The sequence below is a fragment of the Micromonospora vulcania genome (assembly GCF_042658605.1).
GTDB lineage: Bacteria > Actinomycetota > Actinomycetes > Mycobacteriales > Micromonosporaceae > Micromonospora > Micromonospora vulcania.
The window spans coordinates 1-21,756 of record NZ_JBHSQS010000006.1 but is presented as its reverse complement, the minus strand read 5'-3'; the positions used below and the strand labels follow the sequence as shown (position 1 = coordinate 21,756).

20 protein-coding genes and 1 pseudogene are annotated in these 21,756 nt (G+C 69.5%); 9 read left to right on the top strand and 12 right to left on the bottom strand.

Annotated elements, in window-relative coordinates:
- Positions 1-8 precede the first annotated feature (8 nt).
- Positions 9-1,250 (bottom strand): MFS transporter, encoded by a 1,242-nt coding sequence (locus ACFQGL_RS11385; RefSeq protein ID WP_377509657.1) that lies wholly within the window; start codon positions 1,248-1,250, stop codon positions 9-11.
- A gap of 117 nt (positions 1,251-1,367) precedes the next feature.
- Here ACFQGL_RS11385 and ACFQGL_RS11380 point away from each other — a divergent pair, with 117 nt between their 5' ends.
- Positions 1,368-2,252 carry a LysR family transcriptional regulator gene (locus ACFQGL_RS11380; RefSeq protein ID WP_377509654.1) on the top strand — a complete coding sequence of 295 codons (885 nt, stop codon included), beginning with the start codon at positions 1,368-1,370 and terminating at the stop codon, positions 2,250-2,252.
- Positions 2,253-2,260: 8 nt separating this feature from the next.
- Here the strand turns inward: ACFQGL_RS11380 and ACFQGL_RS11375 are convergent, their stop codons facing one another.
- Entirely contained in the window at positions 2,261-2,923 is a 663-nt protein-coding gene (locus tag ACFQGL_RS11375; RefSeq protein WP_377509651.1) for a hypothetical protein, read from the bottom strand.
- A gap of 333 nt (positions 2,924-3,256) precedes the next feature.
- Between ACFQGL_RS11375 and ACFQGL_RS11370 the strand changes: the two genes are divergently transcribed.
- From ACFQGL_RS11370 to ACFQGL_RS11360, 3 genes are all read left to right on the top strand, one after another.
- A complete protein-coding gene (locus ACFQGL_RS11370; RefSeq protein ID WP_377509648.1) occupies positions 3,257-3,916 on the top strand; it encodes a hemerythrin domain-containing protein in 660 nt (219 codons plus the stop codon).
- Positions 3,917-4,189: 273 nt separating this feature from the next.
- On the top strand, positions 4,190-6,385 hold the full coding sequence (locus tag ACFQGL_RS11365) for a tetratricopeptide repeat protein (RefSeq protein ID WP_377509645.1): 2,196 nt from the start codon (positions 4,190-4,192) through the stop codon (positions 6,383-6,385).
- 300 nt (positions 6,386-6,685) lie between these two features.
- Positions 6,686-7,495 carry an HAD-IIA family hydrolase gene (locus ACFQGL_RS11360; protein WP_377509642.1) on the top strand — a complete coding sequence of 270 codons (810 nt, stop codon included), beginning with the start codon at positions 6,686-6,688 and terminating at the stop codon, positions 7,493-7,495.
- 37 nt (positions 7,496-7,532) lie between these two features.
- Here ACFQGL_RS11360 and ACFQGL_RS11355 read toward each other — a convergent pair whose 3' ends face one another.
- The gene (locus tag ACFQGL_RS11355) at positions 7,533-8,309 is read right to left on the bottom strand and encodes a class I SAM-dependent methyltransferase (protein ID WP_377509639.1); all 777 of its coding nucleotides are present in this window, start codon (positions 8,307-8,309) and stop codon (positions 7,533-7,535) included.
- A gap of 203 nt (positions 8,310-8,512) precedes the next feature.
- A complete protein-coding gene (locus tag ACFQGL_RS11350; RefSeq protein WP_377509637.1) occupies positions 8,513-9,055 on the bottom strand; it encodes a dihydrofolate reductase family protein in 543 nt (180 codons plus the stop codon).
- A 163-nt stretch (positions 9,056-9,218) separates the two neighbouring features.
- On the opposite strand from ACFQGL_RS11350, the gene ACFQGL_RS11345 reads away from it, so the two are divergent.
- Entirely contained in the window at positions 9,219-9,473 is a 255-nt protein-coding gene (locus ACFQGL_RS11345; protein ID WP_377509634.1) for a hypothetical protein, read from the top strand.
- Positions 9,474-9,951: 478 nt separating this feature from the next.
- Positions 9,952-10,908, top strand: coding sequence for a LysR family transcriptional regulator (locus ACFQGL_RS11340; protein WP_377509631.1), 957 nt, complete (start codon positions 9,952-9,954; stop codon positions 10,906-10,908).
- Here ACFQGL_RS11340 and ACFQGL_RS11335 read toward each other — a convergent pair.
- From ACFQGL_RS11335 to ACFQGL_RS11300, 8 genes are read right to left on the bottom strand one after another with little or no spacing between them, the layout of a single operon-like run.
- Complete coding sequence (locus ACFQGL_RS11335) at positions 10,833-12,071, bottom strand: vWA domain-containing protein (protein WP_377509628.1); 1,239 nt, start codon at positions 12,069-12,071, stop codon at positions 10,833-10,835. The two genes, ACFQGL_RS11340 and ACFQGL_RS11335, sit on opposite strands and share 76 nt — an antisense overlap.
- Complete coding sequence (locus ACFQGL_RS11330; protein WP_377509625.1) at positions 12,068-12,835, bottom strand: SRPBCC family protein; 768 nt, start codon at positions 12,833-12,835, stop codon at positions 12,068-12,070. The genes ACFQGL_RS11335 and ACFQGL_RS11330 overlap by 4 nt, the downstream gene beginning before the upstream one ends.
- Complete coding sequence (locus ACFQGL_RS11325) at positions 12,832-13,689, bottom strand: AAA family ATPase (RefSeq protein ID WP_377509622.1); 858 nt, start codon at positions 13,687-13,689, stop codon at positions 12,832-12,834. The genes ACFQGL_RS11330 and ACFQGL_RS11325 overlap by 4 nt, the downstream gene beginning before the upstream one ends.
- An 8-nt stretch (positions 13,690-13,697) precedes the next feature.
- A complete protein-coding gene (locus ACFQGL_RS11320; RefSeq protein WP_377509619.1) occupies positions 13,698-14,273 on the bottom strand; it encodes a nucleotidyltransferase family protein in 576 nt (191 codons plus the stop codon).
- Positions 14,274-14,276: 3 nt separating this feature from the next.
- Positions 14,277-15,143: an XdhC family protein gene (locus ACFQGL_RS11315; RefSeq protein ID WP_377509616.1), complete on the bottom strand. Its 867-nt coding sequence runs from the start codon at positions 15,141-15,143 to the stop codon at positions 14,277-14,279.
- Between the two features lie 10 nt (positions 15,144-15,153).
- Complete coding sequence (locus ACFQGL_RS11310; protein WP_377509613.1) at positions 15,154-17,544, bottom strand: aerobic carbon-monoxide dehydrogenase large subunit; 2,391 nt, start codon at positions 17,542-17,544, stop codon at positions 15,154-15,156.
- Positions 17,541-18,089: a (2Fe-2S)-binding protein gene (locus ACFQGL_RS11305; RefSeq protein ID WP_377509610.1), complete on the bottom strand. Its 549-nt coding sequence runs from the start codon at positions 18,087-18,089 to the stop codon at positions 17,541-17,543. Before ACFQGL_RS11305 ends, ACFQGL_RS11310 begins: the two co-directional genes overlap by 4 nt.
- A 2-nt stretch (positions 18,090-18,091) precedes the next feature.
- Positions 18,092-18,964 (bottom strand): FAD binding domain-containing protein, encoded by an 873-nt coding sequence (locus ACFQGL_RS11300; protein WP_377509607.1) that lies wholly within the window; start codon positions 18,962-18,964, stop codon positions 18,092-18,094.
- A 117-nt stretch (positions 18,965-19,081) separates the two neighbouring features.
- Between ACFQGL_RS11300 and ACFQGL_RS11295 the strand changes: the two genes are divergently transcribed.
- The 3 genes and pseudogenes from ACFQGL_RS11295 to ACFQGL_RS11285 form a co-directional block, all read left to right on the top strand.
- A complete protein-coding gene (locus ACFQGL_RS11295) occupies positions 19,082-20,155 on the top strand; it encodes an XdhC family protein (RefSeq protein ID WP_377509604.1) in 1,074 nt (357 codons plus the stop codon).
- 110 nt (positions 20,156-20,265) lie between these two features.
- Positions 20,266-21,063: a PrsW family intramembrane metalloprotease gene (locus ACFQGL_RS11290; RefSeq protein ID WP_377509601.1), complete on the top strand. Its 798-nt coding sequence runs from the start codon at positions 20,266-20,268 to the stop codon at positions 21,061-21,063.
- Positions 21,064-21,222: 159 nt separating this feature from the next.
- Positions 21,223-21,756, top strand: a pseudogene (locus ACFQGL_RS11285) (formate dehydrogenase); the annotation flags it as partial.

The window sequence follows — 21,756 nt, the reverse complement described above, 5'->3', positions numbered from 1 at the left end:
CAGGTCGATCAGCGGGCGCGGCTGCGACGGAAGAGCACGGCCACGCCGGCGAGCATCACCAGCAGCAGCCCGGTGAACCAGGTCATCGCGGTGACGGCGGTGACGGCACGGGTGGCCACTCCGATGCCGACGGCCGGCACGCTCAGTCCCAGATACGCGATGAGGAACAACCCGGCCAGGGCCTCGCCACGCTTGGCCGGCGCGGCCATCGCCGCGACGGTGCCGACGGCGGCCTTGAACAGCACGCCCGAGCCGATGCCGGCGACCACGCCGCCGATCAGGAACGCGGCCAGGTTGGCGGTGTGCATCCCGACCAACAGAGTCGGTACGCCCACCGCCTGGGCGAGCAGCCCGAGCCGCGCCTTCAGCGGGGCGGAGAGCCGGTTGGTGAGGGTCTGCGCCACGGCGGCACCGCCGAAGACCGCGAAGACGATGGCACCGGCCAGCGCGCGTGACGAGTGGTGCAGGGTGCCGGCCACGAAGCCCGGGGCGACGGAGGTGAACAGGCCGAACACGGCGAAGGACGTGAACCCGGCGGCCGACGCGGCGATGTACCCGGCCCGGTCCCCGTGGTCGGCGCTGATCCGCTGCGGCCGGTAGGTGGGCTTGACCAGCCGCTGCTCGACCGTCTCCGGCGTCAGCGCGACCGCGACGATGCTCACCAGCAGCAGGACGGCGAACACGAGGTACGGGGTGCGCAACGGCGTGTGGACGTACTGGGCGAGGATGCCCGCGACCAGCGCACCGGTGCCGATGCCGCCGATGTTGGCGGCGGTGGAGACCACCTCGAAGCGCTGGCGGGAGCCACCCGGCCGGTGCACGGCGTGCAACTCCTGTAGGTGCGCGGTGGCGGTGGCGGTAATCATGCCGACGCCCAGGCCGCTCACCAGCCGGGCGACCAGCAGCACGGGCAGCGAGGAATCGCTCAGGAACAGGGCTGCGGAGAGCAACTCCAGTGCCAGCGCCGGAATGAGGATCTTCTTACGACCCACCCAGTCCGACACGTGCCCGGCGAGCAGCAGGCTGATCACCACGCCCACCGCGTACGCCGCGAACACGACGGTGACCATGAACGTGGAGAAGCCGTCCCGGGCCATGTACAGCGGGTAGAGCGGCGTCGGAACGGTGGAGAACGCCATCGCGGTCAGGAACGCCAGGGCGACCATCCAGAAGCCGCGGCCGTGCCGGCGGGAGGCGGACGGGCCCTTCGCGGTGGCCGGCGCGGCGAGTGACAGGGTTGGCAACGACATGTGACGTGCTCCGAGATGCTCGGGGAGTGGTTCCTTGATCCCACTGTCGCCCGAGCAAGCATCACCTACAACGAAAGTTGATGTTGATCACGATCGTGATCAGTGATACTTGAGGGCGTGGAACTACGCCAGCTCGAGTACTTCGTCGCCGTCGCCGAAGAACAGAACTTCACCCGTGCGGCGTCCCGTCTGCACGTCGTCCAGTCCGCGGTCTCGGCCACGGTCAAGACCCTCGAACGCGAGCTGGGCGCACCGCTTCTGGACCGCAACTCCAAACGGGTGCTGCTCACCGACGCTGGCGCCGCGCTACTGCCGCGCGCCCGGATCGCCCTCGACGCCGCCCGCGACGCCCGGGACGCCGTCGCCGAGGTGCACGGCGGGCTACGCGGCACCCTGCGCATCGGCACCATGACCTCGATCCGGCTCCTGCGCCTACCCGCCCTGCTCGGCGAGTTCCACCGCCGGCACCCCGGGGTGCTGCTGCACACCAGCGCCGCGCCGTCCGGCTCCCAGGGGCTCATCGACGCCCTCGTCGAACGTCGGCTGGACCTCGCCTTCGTCTCGCTGCCCGGCGCCGCACCGGCCGACATCCAGCTCACCGAACTGGCCCGCTCGGTGATCGACCTCGTCGTACCGAACGACCATCCGTTCGCCGACCGGGAGGCGGTGCCGCTTGACGAACTCGCCGGGATGGACTTCATCGACTCCCCGGTCGGGTACGGCAACCGCGCCGTGACCGACCGGGCGTTCGCCGCCACCGGCCTGTCCCGGCGCGTCACGATCGAGATCTCCGACATCGCCACCGGTGCCGACCACGTACGGCACGGCCTCGGTATCGCCCTGTTGCCCCGCTTCGTTCTCGGCGACGCCGAAGGCGTGACCACGCTCACCGTGACCGGCGCGGAACTGGACTGGGCGCTGTCCCTGGCGACGCCGACCGACCGCCCGGCCAGCACCGCCGCCAGCGCCCTGATCAACCTGACCAGGGAATTCCTGCCCTGATGGGGCGGCTACCCGTCCCAGCGATCGTCGAACGGCAGGGCGAGTCGGCGTAGGTCGTCGTGCAGCCGGGCCGACGCGTCGTGCTCCCGCAGCGCCACCGGGACGTGCCGCAGCACCCACTGCGACAGGGCCGGACACCAGGTGTCCTCGTCGTGCCAGCTCTGCCAGGGGTGCGTGTCGCACACCAGGTCCCAGATCCACTCGTCCGCCGCCGTGACCAGCCGCCGTTGGGCGACCGGGTCGGTCAGCAGGTCCGCCCAGGTGGCCAGCCATGGGGTGAGTGTCGCGGTGGCCTCGGCGAGGAACTCCAGGGCCTCGTGGGCTGGCACCTTCGCGTCGGGCTCGACCAGGACGTGCCGCCACCAGGCGTCCAGGAACTCCCGGACGGCGTCGCGTTGCGCGGCCGGCCACTGCTGCCAGTCGCCTCGGATGAACGGGACACCCGGGCCCGTCGTCGCCATCATCGGGTCCACGTCCCCGGCCACGATGCCCCGGGTCAGTTGGGGCAGGATCCGCCGCAGCAACTCCTGCGGGTAGTCCCAGTCGGTGGTCCAGTAGGTGCGCCGGAGCAGTTCACCGTCGAGTGGGACGTCCGGCGTCTTGAGCAGCGCCAACTCCTCGGCGCTTCCCCAGTGGCACTCGCAGTTGTACTCCTCCGGGTGCGCGGTCATGCCCTGGAAGCTGACAGCCACGCCGGTCAGGGCCGTATCCAGGCGCCGACGCACATTCGTTCGATCCGGGGTCACGGTGGGACCGCCTTCGAGGACTCCGGAGGCGTACACCTGCCGAAGAGAAGGACCCTAGAACATTCGAACCGGCCGAAGATAGGGAATTTTCCCGATGCCACGCGGGCTCGGCCCGGCAAGGATCGGTGACGCCCGCCTGTCGGCCGTCATTGGCGCAGGAGTCCACTGTGTCTTGACCACTGATCATTCCCGGCATTTCGGTCCAACGGCCACCGATTCACAACTGAGGTCCCAGTGATTCAAGCAGTCAACGAGCCCATGGCGGACGTTCGCGACATGTACATGGCACACACCATGTTCCGTCGCGAGTTCCGCCTCCTCCCGCAGCTCGTGCGGGACGTCGCACCGGGTGACATCCAGCGCGCCGAGATCGTGGCGACCCACGCCGACAAGGTGTGTCTGATCCTGCACCTGCACCACGAGGGCGAGGACAAGGCCGTGTGGCCGCGGCTGCTGGAGCGGGGCGGGGAGGCGACCGCCGCCATCGTGCCGACGATGGAGGGCCAGCACCACGGCATCGAGAGCGCCCTTGAGACCGTGACGGCGCTGCTGCCGACCTGGCGGTCCACGGCCCAGGGCGGCGAGGAGGTCGCCGCGGCCCTCGATCTGCTGCTGGACCGGCTCCTTGAGCACATGGCCCTGGAGGAGAAGGAGATCCTTCCCCTGGCCGAGAAGTACATCACCGCCGCGGAGTGGGCCGAGCTCGGCGAACACGGATTGGCCAACAGCCCGAAGAAGGAGCTGCCGTTGGCCTTCGGCATGGTGATGTACGAGGGCGACCCCGAGGTGATCAAGGCGGTCCTGGCGCACGCTCCGCTGGTGGCCCGCCTGGTCATGCCGATCCTGGCCCCTCGCCTGTACGCCTCGCACGCCAAGCGCGTCTACGGCACCCCCACCCCGCCCCGCGTCGGGGCCTGAGCGGTGCGGCTCCCCGGGGGCGTGGCGCGAGCCCGTCGCCGGGGAACCGCTGGTACCTGTGCACACACTTCCGAGGTCGTGCTGGCCGCTCCGAGATCGTTGGCTGGCGAGTCAGGCGGCGACACCGGACGGGCAGCTGTGGGCCGACTTCCGGGCCTTCGGGGGCACCGCCGAGCCCTAAACTCCAACACCTATCTCGCAAAGTCCGCCTTCCGAGGCGCATCATGAATTAGTGACTGCCTCGTATCCTGTCGTCATCCCCAGGTTTAGGAGATGACCTTGGATTGGCCGCAGGTAGGTGCCATTGCCGGAGCCATCGTGGTCGCCGTCGGCGGCGTTGCGAGTGTCGTGCAGATCCTGCGGTACATTGACGATAAGCGGTCGAAACGGTCACCCTCGAAAGACCGGGCCGAGTTGGTCGCCGAGTCGAGTGGTCGAGGGTCTCTGCCGAATTCGTCGCTGGTGGAGAATCTTCCGCCGAGGCCCTTCTTCGTTGGCCGCATCGACAAACAGGCCGAGCTGATGGCCGCCCTGAGGTCCACCTGCCCGTTGGTCGTGGTGGAGGGGCCGGCCGGCATCGGAAAGACGACTCTGGCGCTGCACGTGGCCCTTCGCTGTCTCGCCGAGGACGAGGCGGGGGCGACGACCAGCCAATCGCCGAACAAGGGCGCCTTCGAGGCGTACGTCTGGGCTACCGCCAAGGCCAGCGTGTTCACGCTCGACTCTCTGCTGGACACGATCTGCCACACCCTGGACTACCCCTACATCCAACAGTTCGAATCCACCAAGAAGTACGACGAGGTCCTCAAGCTCCTGCGCAAGGTCCGGGCACTGATCGTGCTGGACAACTTCGAGACGGTGAACGACGAGCGGGTCGCCCGTTTCATCGAGGCGGTCCCGGATCGAAGCAAGGTCCTGGTGACGACGAGGCACCAGCGCGAGTGGAGCAAGCCGTACATCGCCGTCGGCCTCAGCAAGTTGGTGCGCGACGAGGGCACGGCCCTGATCCAGGACGAAGCTCGTCGGCTCGGAATCGCCGCGGTGACCCAACTGAGTGATGACTCGCTCTTCGCGCTCTACGAGGCGACGGGTGGGTCGCCGCTCGCCATCAAGTGGGCGCTGGGGCAGATAAAGCAGGGCGGGCAGACGTATTCTTCGGCGCTCAGTGCGCTGAGGAACGCGCAGGGCGACATCTTCGAGACCATGTTCGCCAGTTCGTGGCAGATTCTGGGCGAGAGTAGCCGGCAGGTCCTCCTTGCTGCCCCGATATTCGCAGCGACGGTCTCTCGCTTGGCGCTGGAAGCCACCGCCCGGGTGGGTGATTCCTTCGACGGCGCGCTCGGGGAGTTGATCAGGCTCTGGCTCGTCGAATCCAACGGCGGCTCCAGTTTGAGCGACCACCGTCTCAGCCTTCATCCGCTGACCTTCTCGTTCGTCTCGCGGGAGTCGTTCAAGTTCCCGCAGTTGGAGTCCGAGATGCGCCTGAGGGCGGCGGAATACTACCTCCAGTTCTGCAACGATCGCCGATACTTCCAGCGTGGACCCCAGGGTTACGACGAGCTTGAGGGCGAAGTAGACAACATCAGCAAGCTCGTCGACTGGATCGACGCGAAGTGGCGCGTCGACGAGGCATTCTCGACACACTGCCGCCTCATCATCAATTTCAGCAACGCCATAAACGTCTTCTTCTGGAGTCGCGGTTACTGGGCCGAGCGGGTCAACCTGTGCATGCGCGCGCTCGACGCGAGTGTGAAATTGGAGTCCTGGGCGAGCGCGGGCCGCCAGGCATACTTCATCGGCATCGTCCGTTTCTGGCAGGGTGCGATCGAGGAATCCGAGCACTGGGCAAGCAAGAGCAAGGAGTACATGGCGCGCACGAACAAGCCCATCCACCTGGCCCTGACCGACCACCTGCTCGGTCTGATCAGGATCCAGCAGGGCGACTACACGAGCGCGGCGGCGATTCTCGAGCAGGTGCTCACCACCGTGTCGAAGCCGGGTGTGGGATCTCCCGAGGAGATTCGCATCTTTGCCGACTGGAGATGCCCCGGGCCCGACGGTTACCAGGTCGGCATCGCCTCGATCGTCCAGGACCTGGGGATCAACGCGTACAAGAATGGCGAGTTCGCCACGGCGGTCAATTGGCTGGACAAGTCCACCGCCCTCGCGGAGGGAATCGACGACGTCGAGGGGCTCGCGCGTTCGCTCAGCCATCGGGGCCATGCGCTGTTCGGCCTGGGGCGCATTGAGGACGCCCGGGCCAGTTACGAACGCGGTCTCGAACTCGCCACTCAGGTCCAGCGAAAGAGCACCATGGGCAGGTGCAACCAGGGGTTGGCCGACGTCGCGGCGCACGAGGGCCGGATGTCGGACGCCGGGAGATACGGCCGAGCAGCGCTCAATCTTTTCGAGCGGCTCGGCATGAGACAGGAGATAGCGCACGTTCAGGACCTGCTCAGTGCGATCTGAGCGTGGCCCCGGGTCCGACCTCGGCACGGTTTGCGCCCGTGCAATGAAAATGGTTCAAGTGCTTTCGATGCCGTCACCAGCTATTTGTGCCGGGCGGCGATTCTGTTGACGGCGTCGGGCCGGAATGAGAGACTGCGATGGCGTGCGTTCAAAGCAACAGGTCGTTGGCCAACGTCAGATCCCTTACAAGATGGAAGTGCCGCGATGCCGTCCACCGCCAAGCCGGCTGCTCTCAGATGCCCGGGGAAGGACCTTCAGGTGGTCCCTTCCGCTTCATCGAGCGGTCCGGAGGAGGTGGCAATGTCGCACTCGTTCGACTTGGCGGACTTCGGGTTCTTCCTCTTTGATCTCGATGGCGTGGTTTACAGCGGCAACGAACTGGTGCGGGGCGCCTCGGAGGTGCTGGACAAGCTCGATCAGCTTGACAAGCGCTATCTCTTCATCACCAACCACACCAAGTACACCAAGCGGTCCCTCGCGGCAAAGCTCGAGGCGCTCGGCATCAAAATTGCGGAGAATCTGCTCCTGACCGCCAATGACGCGGTGATTGACTTCATCGCCGGCAGGCATGCGCGGCCCGGTGACGTCAGGATCCATCTGATCGGCTCCGGCGGCATCGGCGAAGAGTTGAGCCAATATGGCTTCGAGTTGACTTCCGAGCAGCCAGACTATGTCGTGATCGGCTGGGACCCCGACATAAGCTACGAGAAACTGTATCTGGCGGCTAAGAACGTCCGCGAAGGCGCGGTCTTCGTCGTGACCAGCCCGGATCGATACATCCCCTCTGAGCGCGGGTGGGAGCTCGGCTTCGGCGCGCTGGGCGCCAGCATCTCCTACGCCACCGGGCGGGAGCCCATCTACGTCGGCAAGCCCTATCCGTCCATGATCTCCGCGGCGCTGGCCCGTCTCGGTGCTGCTCCGGAACTGACCGTGATAGTTGGCGACACGCCGGAGACCGACATCCGGGCCGGGCATCTGGCCGGGCTCGGAGGCACACTCCTCGTGCTCACGGGGAACGCACAACGGGGCGATCTTGGCGCGCTGCCGGCGGACGCACGGCCAACTCTGGTGCTCGACTCGATCCTGGACATCGGCAGGCTGCTGCCCTGATGCGACGAATTCCGTCGCCTTGGCGGGGCCGAGTGCCCTAGCGGCAGGGCCTGGCGAGAAGCATGGTGAAGAAGGCGTCGAACTCGATGTCGCCGTCGCCCAACTCCTTGAACTTGCGTCCGGCTTTCACGCTGCCAGGTGCCTTCTCGTGCAGGGACCGGGCCAGTCGCACCGACCGCGGGTCGAGGCCCTGGTAGCTCAGCCAGTCGTGCAGCTTCAGGCGTACCGTCTCGGTGGTTTCGATGTCCGTCTGGAAGCCACCTTTGCGCAACACGCTCCGAAGACCGTCTGCCGTCCAGCGGTGCTGTCGTACCGGTTGCGCCACCTGCATCACCGACTTCCACCACGACGCGTCGTCGCCCGGCAGGGGCGTCCCCTGGATGATCAACACGCTGCCATCTGGTCGGAGAACCCTCCGAAATTCCAGGATCGCGTCGACCGGGCGCTCGAGGTAGTGCATAACTTGCCGAGCGAGAACGCAGTCGAAGGAATGGGAGAGCAGAGGTAGGGCGTGCGCATCCGCCTGGGCGTATGCCGATGTCCCCTGGTCGGCGTTCTGGAGCATTCTCAGCGACAGGTCGACGCCCACGTAACGGGCTCCAGGAAATCTGTTCAACAGCGGTCGTCGCATCGTGCCGATGCCGGCGCCCACGTCAACGAATGACGGTGTGTCCCGTTCAATCGTCAGCAGCTCGATAATTCGAGCCAGGCGTTCTTGGTGGGTCCAGGTGGACGTTGCCCCATACGTTTCAGCTCGAAGGTCGAAGTGCCGATGGATCTGCCCGGTATGTCGTCGTTCTCTGATCGGGACCACTCCTCGAGTGTCGGCGGGCCGGCGAGCCGGTCAGGCGTCGAGTGGGTGTCGGCCTGGCATCACGTCGTCCTGCTGTCACCAGAGTACATTGATCAGCTCGGTTTTACCCTTGCGGGATTCCGGCAACAATTAGTCTGCGCGCGTCGGGGTTCTGCGCATTGCTCACTCGTGATCTGATGATCGCTCGAACTGGCGCAACGTACCTACTTTCGCACGCGGAAGCGGAGCATTGTGACGGCCCCCGACTGGGTGTTGCTGAACGGTTCCAGGTCGATCCTGCCGAGGCTTGGGGGCGAGAAGCGGACACCGTCGCCGAGCAGCACCGGTAGGACGTACACCAGGATCTCGTCGACGAGCCCGCGCTGCAGGCACTGGGCGGCCACCTCAGCACCGAGGATCTCCAGGTTCTTGCCGCCCGCGGCGCTGCGTGCCGTGGCAACGGCTTCCTCGATGTCACAGGTGAGGAACGTGACGGTAGGGTCCGGCTCGTCGGGAGGCTCGTGGGTGAGGACGAACTGTCCTCCCCCGTCGTAGGGAGTGTCCTGGTTGGCCATACGCTTGGCGACCTCGTACGTGCCCCGGCCCACGAGCATGGCGCCCGTGGCCGCCATGACCTCAGGGAACGTGTCCGCAGTCAGGTACTCGAAGATCCAGTCCATCGCGTGGTCAGGACCGGCGATGAAGCCGTCCAGCGACATTGCCCTGTTCACGACCACGTTGCCGGTGCCGATGCTCGCATCGCTCATACGTCTTCTCCAAGAAGAATTTTGGGGAGCGGGGCCGAATCATAGTTCGGCCGGTGGGGAGGGCGATGGAGTTGCACGCGTATCTGCGGGGGTATGGAGCGAACGACACCAACCCGGCGATTTCCTGGCCGGGCGGGTCGCTCGCACTCGCTACCGTGCGGGTATGACTGGCGTGGTGTTGGCACTCGGTGTGCTGCTGGCTGTGGGCGTCGGGGTGGCCGTGTTGGTTCGGCGCCGTAGCAAGGCTGCAACATTGACTCGGGAGGACCAGCTGCGGCTGGCCAGACGCGCTACGAAGCAGATCGCCCGGGCAAATCGGAAGACCAGGCGCGGCAGCCTTCGCGGTAAGGGCGGCGGCGGCAGTGACAGCCTGGCAGTGGACGCGGCCTTCGGAAGTGGCGAAGGCGGCACGCCGTAGTCCCGGCACTGAAGGCGGTACGGGAGGCCGAGCGAACCCGCCTTGCTCGCGCGGTGGACATCTTGGACGACCGGTACGAGCTGACCTGCGACCAGGACACGGCGGGCGGACCGGGCTGCACCCGGCGACGTTGCGGTCAGCGCCGCTCGTCAAGCCGTCGCCGTAGGGACCTGCCGGCGCCGAAGGCCCGGCGCGACAGCCAGATCCCACCGATGACCATCACCACGATCGCAACAAGCAACAGCCAGCGCATCTCGACCTCCGAATCGAATCGCCGTAGCGGCTCTCGGCGTCCCTCCTATCTGCCCGGTCGCCGTCTGCCGCAACCATCCCCAGCCTGGTCCGTCGGGAATGTCGGACCGGCTGTCGGTCAGGTGATCCGAGTCTGGCGGGCGGCCGGCTCAGCGGGGCATGATCGGGGTTCGTCGTGAACGAGCGGGGATCACTCGATCGCGGCAGGGGAGTGGGGGTGACGGCGATGACCCCGACGCAGCTGCGCGCGTACGTCGCCGTCGTTCGGTTGGGGTCCGTCAAGGAGGCCGCGGGGGAGCTTCGGGTCTCCGAGTCGGCGGTGTCACTCCACGTCGCGCAGTTGCGCAAGGAGTTCGGCGACAAACTGTTCCGAAAGACGGCGGCCGGGCTCGCGTTCACCCCGGGTGGGTTGCGGTTGGCCAGCCGCGCGGCGGAGATGCTGGGCCTGCAGGACCGTACGATGCTTGAGGTGAGCGCCGCGAGCCGCGGCCGCCGGCTGCTGCGGGTCGCCGCGTCCAGCATGTTCGCCGAGTTCGCCGCGCCGGGGCTGATCGAGCTGTTCGCGAAGCGGGCGGCCGATCTCGATGTCGAGCTGAGCGTACGCAACCCGAGTTCGTTCGACTCGTTGCTGGTGACCCGGGCGGCGGACATCTCGATCGGGCCGCAGCCGCCGGTTCTCGACAAGGCGATCTGTTGCCGTCCGATGATGAACTACCGTCTCGTGCTCGTCGTCGGCCCGGACCACCCGCTCGCTGGTGTGTCGGCCTCACCGGGGCAGTTGCGGGACCAGACCTGGCTGCTCGGCCCGTCGGCGGCCGCCGACCTGGGTGCGGTCCCGGCGCTGCTGCGCCGCCTGGCCGTGCCCGAGGAGCGGCAGCAGATCTTCCAGAGCCACGCGGCGGCGCTGGGGGAGGTCAAGCGGGGCAGAGGCATCTCGCCGGTGCTCTCGTTCACCGTCGCACCGGACGTCCGTGAGGGTCAGCTCCAGCAGGTGGCCGGGCCACACGCCACGGTCGAGGCGGTGTGGCATTCGCAGGTGCTCGCCGGTCCGGGTGCGAGTTCGGCCGCCGCCGAACTGGCCCGGTTCTCGTCGACGCCCCGGGCGATTCAGGCGATGATGCGCGGCGCGGGGGTCAGCATCGGCCACTTCCGGCCGTCGGTGCACGTGACGCTCTGGAGCTGACGGGCGGCGACCAGCAGGTCCTGGAACGTCCCGGCCGGTAGCAGTTGGTCGCAGTGAGGCAACGCGGCGGCCATGCCACCGGCCCGGGGTGCGAAGCCGGGGGCGCCGGCCCGGGGATTCAACCAGACGATCCGGTACGCACGGCGGCGCAGCCGGGCCATCACCGTGGCCAGTTCGTCGGGTGGGTCGCTGTCCCAGCCGTCCGAGCCGATCACGACCACCGCCCCGCGGACGGCGTCGGCGTGGTGCGAGGCGAGCAGGGCGCGCAGGTTCGTGGCGATCCGGGTGCCCCCGTACCGGTCGGTCACGGCCGCGCTGGCCTGCTCCACCGCCTCGGCCGCCGAGGTGTGCCGCAGCACCACCGTGAGCCGGGTCAGCGTCGTCGCGAACGCGTACACCTCGGCCTCCGCGACGACCGCGAACGCCCGCATCAGGTGCAGGTAGGCGGCGGCCTGTGCCCGCATCGACTCGCTGACGTCGCAGAGCAGGACGACGCGGCGCGGTCGCCGTACCGGCCGCTCGCGGACGACCTCGACGACCTCCCATCCGGTACGGCGGGCGCGCGCGATGGTGGGACGCAGCGCGATCCGCCGCCCGGCGGCGCTGACGGCGTGTCGCCTGGTGCGCCGGGTCGGCCAGCCGGCGACGGCCGCGCGCAGGGCGTCGCCGAGCGCCGCGACCTGGGCGGCGTCGAGTTCGTCGAACGGCCTCTCGGCGAGCCCGGCCAGAGCGCTGGGCCGCCGCTCGGGCAGCCGCAGCGCGGCGTCGGACTCCGGCGCCTCGGCGACCACCGGTGGCAGCGTCGCCCACGGCAGACCGCCGCCGGGGCCGTCGTCTGCCGTACCGGATGGCACCGGTACGTGGACGTCGTCGCGCCCGCCCGCCGGTGTCGCGGACCGGTTCGTCGGCGGCAGCGGCGGTGCGTCCGCGAAGACCGCGGCGAAGACGCGGTCGAACGCGGCGAGGTCGGCGTGCCGCCGGACCAGGCTGATCCGGGCGGTCCAGTAGAGCGTGGCCATCGAGTCGGGTGGGCTGGCGGCGAGCGCCCGGACGAAATCGTCGATGTCGGTGAGCCCCGCCGGAACGCCGGCGCGCCGCAGCCGCCCGGCGAACGCCACCGCGAAGGCGGCCCGGTCCACCCCGCGCAGCAACGCCGGGCTCACCGCCGGCCGACCAGCCAGGCGATCACCGCGCCGACCACCACGAGACCCACGAGCACCGGTACGAGTCGTTTGGTGATCGAACCACCGGCGAGGCTGACCAGATCGAGTGCCTCCGGCTCGGCGGCCGGCGTGGCCCGGTTGGCAGCGGCCGAGGGCCCGGCAGTGGCGGACCCGACGGCGGGCGGCGCGGTGGTCGGCGGCGCGGCGGACGCGGCCGGGTCGAGCTCGGGCCCGCCGCTGGCGGACGCGCTCGGGGCAGGCTCGGATTCGGAGCGGGCGGCGGGCACGGGCGCTGCGTCCTCGGCGGCCGGCGTCGTCTGCTCGGCCGCCAGCTTGGCCTCCAGGTTCGCGACGAACTGGGCCAGCAGTTTGCCGGACACCTCCTTGATCATGCCGCTGCCGAACTGGGCCAGCTTTCCCGAGATCTTCAGGTCGGTGTCCACGCTGACCAGCGTCCGGTCGCCGTCCGGGCGAAGCTGGGCGGTGACCAGCGCGGACGCGTTCCCCGTCGACCGGGAGTCGCGGCCCTTCGCGTCGATCACCCCGTGGTACGCGGTGTCGTCCCTCTCGACGAACTGCGCGGTGCCGGTGAACTCGGAGATGACCGGCCCGACCTTCACCTTCACCTTGCCCCGGTAGACGTCGCCGTCGACGCCGGTGAGCTGGGCGCCCGGCAGGCACGGCGCGATCCCCTCCAGATCGGTGAGCACCGCCCAGGCCCGATCGATCGGGACGGCGACCGCGAACTCATTGGTGATCTTCATGCCTGACTCTCCTGGTAGGTGCCGAGCGCGGCGGCGACGACGGCACGGTCGTCGGCGGTCTTGGCGATGGTGCCGATGCTCTGGGAGACCTCGGCGGCGGCCAGGTCGGCCGCGCCGAGCACGGACAGCGCGGCGACCCAGTCGATGGACTCCGCCATGCCCGGGGCCTTCTCCAACTCCCGACCGCGTACGACGCCGATGAACTCGACCGCCGCACGGATCAACGGCTCGGCCGCGCCCGGAACCGCCCGGCGGACGATCTCCACGGCCCGCTCCGGTTCGGGGAAGTCGATCCAGTGGTACAGGCAGCGGCGGCGCAGCGCGTCGTGCAGTTCCCGGCTGCGGTTGGAGGTGAGCACCACGACGGGTGGCGTACGGGCGGTGAACGTGCCGAGTTCGGGAATCGTCACGCCGGCCTCGCCGAGGAACTCGAACAGCAGCGCCTCGAACTCGTCGTCGGCGCGGTCGATCTCGTCGATCAGCAGGACCGGCGGGACCGGCCCCTGGTGGCGTACGGCGCGCAGGATCGGCCGTTCCTGAAGGAATTCGGCGCTGAACAGGTCGGCGTCGGTGAGGGTGGCGTGCTGTGCCTCGGCGAGCCGGATCGCCAGCAGTTGCCGTTGGTAGTTCCACTCGTAGAGCGCTTCGCCGGCGGTCAGGCCCTCGTAGCACTGCAACCGGATCAACGGCGTCTCCAGGGCGCGGGCCAGCGCCTTGGCCGCCGCGGTCTTGCCGACGCCGGGTTCGCCCTCCAGCAGCAGCGGTCGGCCCAGCCGCAGTGCCAGGAACAGTGCCATCGCCATGCCGTCGTCGACCAGGTAGTCGACGGCGTCGAGGCGGCGCCGGACGGTCATCGGATTCTTCATGCCCCGCCCGCCAACAGCCGTTCGTAGTCCGCGCGGGTGTCCACGTCGATCGGTACCGGCCCGTCGGCGGGTACCTCGGTCACCGGGTGGCGGCCGGAGCGCAGCAGCTTCCACACGGCCTTGTCGCCGTGTAGGTCGGCCAGGTCGGGAAGGACCTCGCGGCCGAAGCGGAACGGATGACCGAGGCCGTCGGCGTACCGGCACACGGCCAGCGGGGCGGCCGCCGCGGCGACCCGGCGGACGTCGGCGGCGCGTACGCCGGGCTGGTCGCCCAGGAGCAGCACGAGCGCGTCGGCGCGGGGGTCCACCGCCCGTACCGCGGTGCTGATCGACGAGCCGCAGCCGCTGCTGAAGGCGGCGTTCTCGACGACCTGGCAGCCGGTCAGGTCCACCCGCTCGCGGATCGGGCGGGCCGCGCCGCCCAGCGTCACGAGCAGTTGGTCGAAGCCGCACGAGCGGGCCAGCTCCAGGGTCGCGTCGAGCAGCGTCCGCCCCCGGTACGGCAGGAGTTGCTTGGCCTCGCCGAGGCGGACCGACGCACCGGCGGCGAGCACCAGCCCGGTCGTGAACACGGGCTACGCCGCCGTGTAGCTCGCGAGGCACCCGGCGCAGCAGAACCAGAAGTCCTGCCCGTCGACCCGCGCGTGCGGGGTTTCCGGCCCGACCAGCACGGTCATCCCGCACACCGGGTCGACGGCCTGCTGCGGCCGGACGGCGGGTGCGCCCGAGGCGGGGGCCAGCCCGTCGACCTGGATCGCGCGGACCACCTCGCTCATGATCGACAGAGCGACCTCCTGCGGCGTACGCGCCCCGATGGCCAACCCGGCCGGTGTGTGGACGCGGGCCCGTTCGGCGTCGGTCAACCCCAGTTCGTCGAGGACGACCGCGCCGCGCTGGCGGCTGGCGACCAGCGCGACGAACCGCACACCGGCGTCCAGCGCCGAGCGGATCGCGTCCTGCTCGCCCCTGCCGAGCCCGGCCACCACGACCGCCGTGCAGCCGGCGTAGTCATCCGACGTGGCGACGTCGAAGTCCAGGAACGCCGCCAACGTCGTCACCGCCGTGCCGATCGGGGTGTCGCCGACCACCCGCAGCGCCGGCGCCGGCAACATCGGCCGCAGGAAGACCTCGATCGCGCCGCCGGAGTGGCAGGGGTTCACGACCACGCGAGCGCCCGGCCCCTCCGGAAACGGGGCCGCGCCGTCCGGCAGCACCCGCAGCAGCAGGGCGTCGCCGTCGCGCAGGGCGTCGAGCGCGGCGGCGCGTACCGAACTCTCGGCGCACACCCCGCCCACGAAGCCCTCGATCGAGCCGTCCGCCCGGATCACCGCGGCGTCGCCCGGCCGCGCCGAGGTCGGTCCCTGGGCCCGGACCACGGTGGCGTGCACGAACGGCTCACGGGAGACGGTCAGCTCCCGGGCGCGCTCGGCGATGGTGGTCATCCTCGGCCCCTCAGATCGGTGGCCGGGCCTGGCCGCGCATCGCGTCCCAGACCCGGGACGGCGTCAGCGGCATGTCGGCGTGCCGTACGCCGAAGGGCTTGAGGGCGTCCACGACCGCGTTGACGATCGCCGGCGGCGACCCGACCGTGGCCGACTCGCCCACGCCCTTCGCGCCGATCGGGTGGTGCGGCGACGGGGTGACGGTGAAGCCGGTCTCCCAGTCGGGCACCTCCAGCGACGTCGGGATCAGGTAGTCCATCAGCGACGCACCGAGGCAGTTGCCGTCCTCGTCGAACGCGATCATCTCCATCAACGCCATGCCGACGCCGTCGGTCAGCCCACCGTGCACCTGGCCCTCGATGATCATCGGGTTGATCCGGGTGCCGCAGTCGTCGACCGCGATGAACCGCCGTACCGACACCTGCGCGGTGCCCGGGTCGATGTCCACCACGCAGATGTACGCGCCGTGCGGGTACGTCAGGTTCGACGGGTTGTAGCAGATCTGGGCCTCCAGCCCGCCCTCGATGCCCTCGGGAAGGTCACCGGCGCCGTGCGCGCGCAGGGCGATGTCCTGGATCGTGACGGACGTGCCCGGGTCGCCCTTGACGTGGAACGCGCCCTTCTCCCACTCCAGGTCGGCCACCGACACCTCGAGCATCCCCGAGGCGATGATCCGGGCCTTGTCCCGGACCTTGCGGGCCACCAGCGCCGCCGCCGCGCCCGACACGGGCGTCGAGCGGCTGCCGTACGTGCCGAGGCCGAACGGGGTGTTGTCGGTGTCGCCGTGCAGCACCTCGATGTCGGCCGGTGGGATCCCGATCTCCTCGGCGACGATCTGCGCGAACGTCGTCTCGTGCCCCTGGCCCTGGGACTGCACGCTGAGCCGGACCACGGCCTTACCGGTCGGGTGCACGCGCAGCTCACAGCCGTCGGCCATGCCCAGCCCGAGAATGTCCATGTTCTTGCGGGGGCCGGCACCGACCGCCTCGGTGAAGAACGCGATCCCGATGCCCATCAGCTCGCCCCGGGCCCGCTTCTCCTCCTGTTCGCGGCGCAGCTCGTCGTAGCCGGCCATCTCCATGGCCAGCCGCATCGTCGGCTCGTAGTTGCCGGAGTCGTACACCCAGCCGGTCTTCGTGGTGTACGGGAACTGCTCCGGCCGGATGAAGTTCTTCAGCCGCAGCTCGGCTGGGTCCATGCCCAGCTCGTCGGCGAGGCAGTCGACGATCCGCTCGACCAGGTAGACCGCCTCGGTGATCCGGAACGAGCAGGCGTACGCGACGCCGCCGGGCGCCTTGTTGGTGTAGACCGCCGTCATCTTGCAGTAGGCGGCCTCGATGTCGTAGCTGCCGGTGAAGACACCGAAGAAGCCGGCCGGGTACCTCACCGGCGCGGCGGTGCCGTTGAACGCGCCGTGGTCGGCCAGCACGTTGGTGCGGATGCCGAGGATCCGGCCGTCGCGGGTCGCCGCGATCTCACCGCGCATGATGTAGTCGCGGGCGAAGCCGGTGCTGATCAGGTTCTCCGACCGGTCCTCCATCCACTTCACCGGCTTGCCGGTGACGATCGAGGCGACGATCGCGCAGACGTACCCGGGATAGATCGGCACCTTGTTGCCGAACCCGCCGCCGATGTCCGGTGAGATCACCTGGATCTTGTGCTCCGGCAGCCCCGCCACGATGGCGTAGAGCGTGCGGTGCGCGTGCGGCGCCTGGGTGGTGGACCAGAGTCGCAGCTTGCCGTCGACGGCGTCGTAGTCGGCGACCGCCCCGCACGTCTCCATCGGCGCCGGGTGCACCCGGGGATAGACGAGATCCTGACTGACCACGACGTCGGCCCGCGCGAACACCTCCTCGGTGGCCGCCTCGTCGCCGGTCTCCCAGTCGAAGCAGTGGTTGTTCGTCTTGCCGTCGAGGTCGTCGCGGATCAGCGGCGCGCCGGGTTCCAGCGCGCGGCGGGCGTCGATCACCGGGTCGAGGACGTCGTACTCGACGTCGATCAGCTCCAGGGCGTCGCGCGCCAGGTAGCGGTCGTCGGCGACGACGAACGCGACCTCCTGGCCCTGGAAGCGCACCTTGTCGGTGGCGAGCACGGCCTGCACGTCGTTGGAGAGGGTCGGCATCCAGGCCAGACCCTGCTGGGCCAGCGCCGCCCCGGTCACCACCGCCCGGACCCCGGGGGAGGCCTCGGCGACGCTCGTGTCGATGCTGACGATCCGGGCGTGCGCCACCGGCGAGCGGAGGATGGCGAGGTGCAGCATGCCGGGCAGTTGCACGTCGTCGACGTACCGGCCGCGACCGCGCAGGAACCGCGGGTCCTCCTTGCGCAGCATCCGGCCGTACCCGACGGGTTTCTGGTCGTTGTCGTGGAAGGTGTCGGCGCGCTCGTGCGTGGTGGTCATGCGACGGCCTCCGCGGGCTGGCCGGCGTCGGCGATCTCGCCGGCCTCGGGCGATTCGGTGGTCTCGGTGACCCGGGCCGCGGCGTCCGCCTCGGCCACGGCGGCCCAGCGCACCGAGCGCACGATGGTGGCGTAACCCGTGCACCGGCAGATCTGACCCGAGATCGCCTCTCGGATCTCCGTCTCGCTCGGATCGGGGTTGCGGTCGAGCAGCGCGCGGGCGGTCATCATCATCCCCGGCGTGCAGAAGCCGCACTGCAGGCCGTGGCACTGCATGAAGCCCTCTTGGATCGGGTCGAGCTGGGCGCCCTTGGCGAGGCCCTCGACGGTACGCACCTGACGGCCGCCGGCCATGGCGGCGAGCACCGTGCACGACTTCACCGGCTCGCCGTCCATCCAGACCACGCAGGTGCCGCAGTTGCTGGTGTCGCAGCCCCAGTGCGTGCCGGTCAGGCCCAGCACGTCGCGCAGGAAGTGCACGAGCAGCAGCCGGGCCTCGATCTCACGGGTGACCTCGACGTCGTTGACGGTCATCGTGACCTGCATGCTCAGCTCCTCGCCCGCTCGACGGCCCGGCGCAGGGTCCGTCTGGTCAGCTCGGCGGCCAGATGCCGCTTGTAGTCGGCGCTGCCGCGCTGGTCGGTCACCGGATCGCAGCTGCGCGCCGCGATCGCTCCGGCCTGCTCGAACAGGTCCTCGGAGGGCTCCCGGCCGCGCAGCGCCGCCGAGATCTCCGGGATGCCGGTGGTGTTCGGGCCGACCGCCGCGAGCCCCACCCGGGCGTCCGCGATCGCGCCGCCGTCCAGCCAGACGGCCGCGCCGGCCGACACCACGGCCCAGTCGCCGGCCCGACGCTCGACCTTCTCGTACGCGCTGCCACAGCCCGGTCGCACCGGCAGCCGGATCTCGACCAGGATCTCGTCGTCCGCGACGGCCGTCTCGTACGGCCCGACGTGGAACTCCTCCATGGACACCACCCGCTCGGCGCCGCCCGGGCCACGGATCACGCACCTGGCGTCCAAGGTCGTGCAGACCGCGGAGAGGTCCTCGGACGGGTCGGCCTGGCAGAGCGAGCCGCCCAGCGTGCCCCGGTTACGCACCACCGGGTCGGCGATCACCCGTTCGGCGTCGGCGAAGAGGGGGAAAGCCGCGGCCAACGGGGCGGAGTCGAGCAGCTCCCGGTGCCGGGTGAGCGCGCCGATCCGTACCTCGTCCGGGCCCGTCTCGATGTAGCCCAGCTCGGCGTGCAGATCGTTGATGTCGATCAGGTAGTCGAAGTTGGCCAACCGCAGTTTCATCATCGGCAGCAGGCTGTGCCCGCCGGCGATCAACCGCGCCGTGCCACCCAGCCGCTCCAGCAGGCCGATCGCATGGTCCACGCTGGTGGCTCGCTCGTACTCGAACGGTGCCGGCACCTGCATGTCGCACCTCCGTGGTCCGGGAAAATCTCATCCCGGCGGCGGGCAAAGTCAACGGCGACCTAAGTAACTGCTTAGGTCGCCGTTGACGGTGCCTTCTGGCTCGCGGATCGTGCGGCCATGCGGGACATCGTCGACGGGTTGACGAGCTGGCGCACCGCCGGCGTCGCGTACGCCGTCGCGACCGTCGTACGGACCTGGCAGTCGGCACCCCGGCAACCGGGTGCCGCGATGGCCGTCTCCGCTGACGGTGCGGCCCTGGGCAGCATCTCGGGTGGCTGCGTCGAGGGTGCCGTCTACGAGCTGTGCCGCAGGGCGGTCGAGACCGGCCAGGCCAGCACCCAGACCTACGGCGTCAGTGACGACGACGCGTTCGACGTCGGCCTGACCTGCGGCGGGACGATCGAGATCCTGATTCAGCCGGATTGTGCGCTGACCGAACCCGACGAGGTGCTCGCGGCGATCCGGGACGGCCGACCGGTCGCCACCGCGTCGGTCGAGAACGCGCAGCTGGTGATCTGGCCGGACCGCGTCGCGGGCAGCCTCGGCCACCCGGACCTGGACGACTCCACGGCACGGCAGGCGGCCGGCATGCTCGCCGTCGGTGCCACCGGCACCATCCACCTGGGTCGGCAGGGGGAGCAGCGCCGCGACGACGTGTCCGTGTTCGTCCAGTCGTACCTGGCCCCACCCCGGATGATCGTCTTCGGCGCGACCGACTTCGCCGCCGCGACCGCCCGGATCGGCCGGTTCCTCGGCTACCACGTCACGGTCTGCGACGCCCGCTCGGTGTTCGCCACCCGCACCCGCTTCCCGGACGCCGACGAGCTTGTCGTCCAGTGGCCGCACAAGTATCTGGAGTCCACCGCCATCGACGACCGGACGGTGCTCTGCGTCCTGACCCACGACCCGAAGTTCGACGTGCCGCTGCTCCAGGTCGCCCTGCACACCCCCGCCCGGTACGTCGGCGCGATGGGCAGCCGTCGTACGCACGTCGACCGGCTACGCCGGCTGCGCGAGGCGGGCGTGAGCGAGGCAGCCCTGGCCCGACTCTCCTCGCCGATCGGGCTGGACCTCGGCGCACGGACACCGGAGGAGACGGCCGTGGCGATCGCCGCCGAGATCGTCGCGCAGGCCTGGGGCGGCTCGGGTCGCCGCCTCACCGACCTTGAGAGCCCGATCCACCAGGCCTGACCTAACCCGGCGTCGCGACTCCGGTGGTCGTCGGGCGCGGCGCCAGTCCATACGCCGCCACTCGGTGTCAAGGCTGGCCTTCGAAACCGGGATCCGCGAGACTCGCCGGTATGCATGATCGTACGCGCCGGTGGGCGTGGGTCGGGGTGCTCGTCATCGGGCTGCTCCTGTACCTGGCGGTGTTGCGGACCCTGGTCCGTATGCAGAATCCGAACTTCGTGCCGGCGCTGATCCTGCTCGGCGCGACGCTGGTTCCCTTGACGTTCCTGACGTTCGCGCAGGCCCGTACCGGGCGCTGGCAGGTGCCCGCGTCGGTGCTGGTCACCTCGGCGTTCTTCGGTGGTGTCATCGGCACGGTCGTCGCCGGCACCCTGGAGTACGACACCCTGCGAGGTCTCGGCACCCTGCCGATGCTGTTCGTGGCACTGATCGAGGAGTCAGCGAAGCTGATCGTCCCGGTGGTGCTGTTGTTCACGGCCGTGGCCCAGCACCGCCGTCGGGTTCCCTCCGACGGGCTGATCATCGGCGTCGCCGCCGGCATGGGTTTCGCCGCGCTCGAGACGATGGGGTACGCCTTCACCGCGCTGCTGAGCTCGCAGGGCAACATCGGCGCGGTGGAGCAGACGCTGTTCGTCCGCGGCCTGACCGCGCCCGCCGGCCACACCGCCTGGACCGGGCTCACCGCCGGCGCGCTGTGGGCGCTGCTGGCCAGCCCGAGTATCGGCCGGCTGTTCGGTTTCCTCGGCACCTTCCTGGGTGTCGTCGTCCTGCACACCCTCTGGGACACGTTCTCCGGCTCGTTGGTCTTCATCGTGCTGGCGGTCATCAGCCTCGGCTGGCTGTTCTGGGAGCTGCACCGCTACAAGACCTTCGGCGATCGCACCGCTGGGCAGCTCCTGCCGAGCTGACCGTCGCGGAGGCGTCGCCACCTCGTCCACCCAAGCCTTCCCCGCCTGCCCGAGCAGGCGGGGGAGGCTTGTCTCCTTGGATCTCCCAGCGGCCGGCCATGCTGCTCATCTATCGTCAGGCTGTTCACGTTTAATCGCTTTCGCCGGAAAGGTGCCGCCGTGGGGGTGCGCAGCTGGATCGAGGACTGGCCGCTGTATCGCCAGCTGACCGGCACCGACCCGCTCGGGCGGGGCGCCGCGTCGAAATCCGCCCGCTCCCGGTCGTTGACCGCCCGCACCGAAACGGCCGACTCGGTGGCCAAGTCCGTCTGCCCGTACTGCGCGGTCGGCTGCGGCCAACGGGTGTTCGTCAAGGACGGGCAGGTCAGCCAGATCGAGGGTGACCCGGACAGCCCGATCTCGCGGGGTCGGTTGTGTCCGAAGGGTTCGGCGAGCAAGAGCCTCGTGACCAGCCCGCTACGGCAGACGAAGGTCCGCTACCGCAGGCCGTACGGCACCGAGTGGGAGGACCTGGACCTCGACGTCGCACTCGAGATGATCGCCGACCGGGTGTTGGCGGCCCGGGAGCAGACCTGGGAGGACGCCGACGACGAGGGACGCCCACTGAACCGGACGCTGGGTATCTCCAGCCTGGGTGGGGCGACGCTGGACAACGAGGAGAACTACCTCATCAAGAAGTTGTTCACCGCGATG

What these genes read in the sequence shown, in the direction of transcription:
- ACFQGL_RS11385 (WP_377509657.1), bottom strand. Translation starts at nt 1,250, where the DNA reads ATGTCGTTGCCAACCCTGTCACTCGCCGCGCCGGCCACCGCGAAGGGC.
- ACFQGL_RS11375 (WP_377509651.1), bottom strand. Translation starts at nt 2,923, where the DNA reads ATGACCGCGCACCCGGAGGAGTACAACTGCGAGTGCCACTGGGGAAGC.
- ACFQGL_RS11370 (WP_377509648.1), top strand. Translation starts at nt 3,257, where the DNA reads ATGGCGGACGTTCGCGACATGTACATGGCACACACCATGTTCCGTCGC.
- ACFQGL_RS11365 (WP_377509645.1), top strand. Translation starts at nt 4,190, where the DNA reads ATGACCTTGGATTGGCCGCAGGTAGGTGCCATTGCCGGAGCCATCGTG.
- ACFQGL_RS11360 (WP_377509642.1), top strand. Translation starts at nt 6,686, where the DNA reads ATGTCGCACTCGTTCGACTTGGCGGACTTCGGGTTCTTCCTCTTTGAT.
- ACFQGL_RS11350 (WP_377509637.1), bottom strand. Translation starts at nt 9,055, where the DNA reads ATGAGCGATGCGAGCATCGGCACCGGCAACGTGGTCGTGAACAGGGCA.
- ACFQGL_RS11345 (WP_377509634.1), top strand. Translation starts at nt 9,219, where the DNA reads ATGACTGGCGTGGTGTTGGCACTCGGTGTGCTGCTGGCTGTGGGCGTC.
- ACFQGL_RS11340 (WP_377509631.1), top strand. Translation starts at nt 9,952, where the DNA reads ATGACCCCGACGCAGCTGCGCGCGTACGTCGCCGTCGTTCGGTTGGGG.
- ACFQGL_RS11330 (WP_377509625.1), bottom strand. Translation starts at nt 12,835, where the DNA reads ATGAAGATCACCAATGAGTTCGCGGTCGCCGTCCCGATCGATCGGGCC.
- ACFQGL_RS11325 (WP_377509622.1), bottom strand. Translation starts at nt 13,689, where the DNA reads ATGACCGTCCGGCGCCGCCTCGACGCCGTCGACTACCTGGTCGACGAC.
- ACFQGL_RS11315 (WP_377509616.1), bottom strand. Translation starts at nt 15,143, where the DNA reads ATGACCACCATCGCCGAGCGCGCCCGGGAGCTGACCGTCTCCCGTGAG.
- ACFQGL_RS11310 (WP_377509613.1), bottom strand. Translation starts at nt 17,544, where the DNA reads ATGACCACCACGCACGAGCGCGCCGACACCTTCCACGACAACGACCAG.
- ACFQGL_RS11305 (WP_377509610.1), bottom strand. Translation starts at nt 18,089, where the DNA reads ATGCAGGTCACGATGACCGTCAACGACGTCGAGGTCACCCGTGAGATC.
- ACFQGL_RS11300 (WP_377509607.1), bottom strand. Translation starts at nt 18,964, where the DNA reads ATGCAGGTGCCGGCACCGTTCGAGTACGAGCGAGCCACCAGCGTGGAC.
- ACFQGL_RS11295 (WP_377509604.1), top strand. Translation starts at nt 19,082, where the DNA reads ATGCGGGACATCGTCGACGGGTTGACGAGCTGGCGCACCGCCGGCGTC.
- ACFQGL_RS11290 (WP_377509601.1), top strand. Translation starts at nt 20,266, where the DNA reads ATGCATGATCGTACGCGCCGGTGGGCGTGGGTCGGGGTGCTCGTCATC.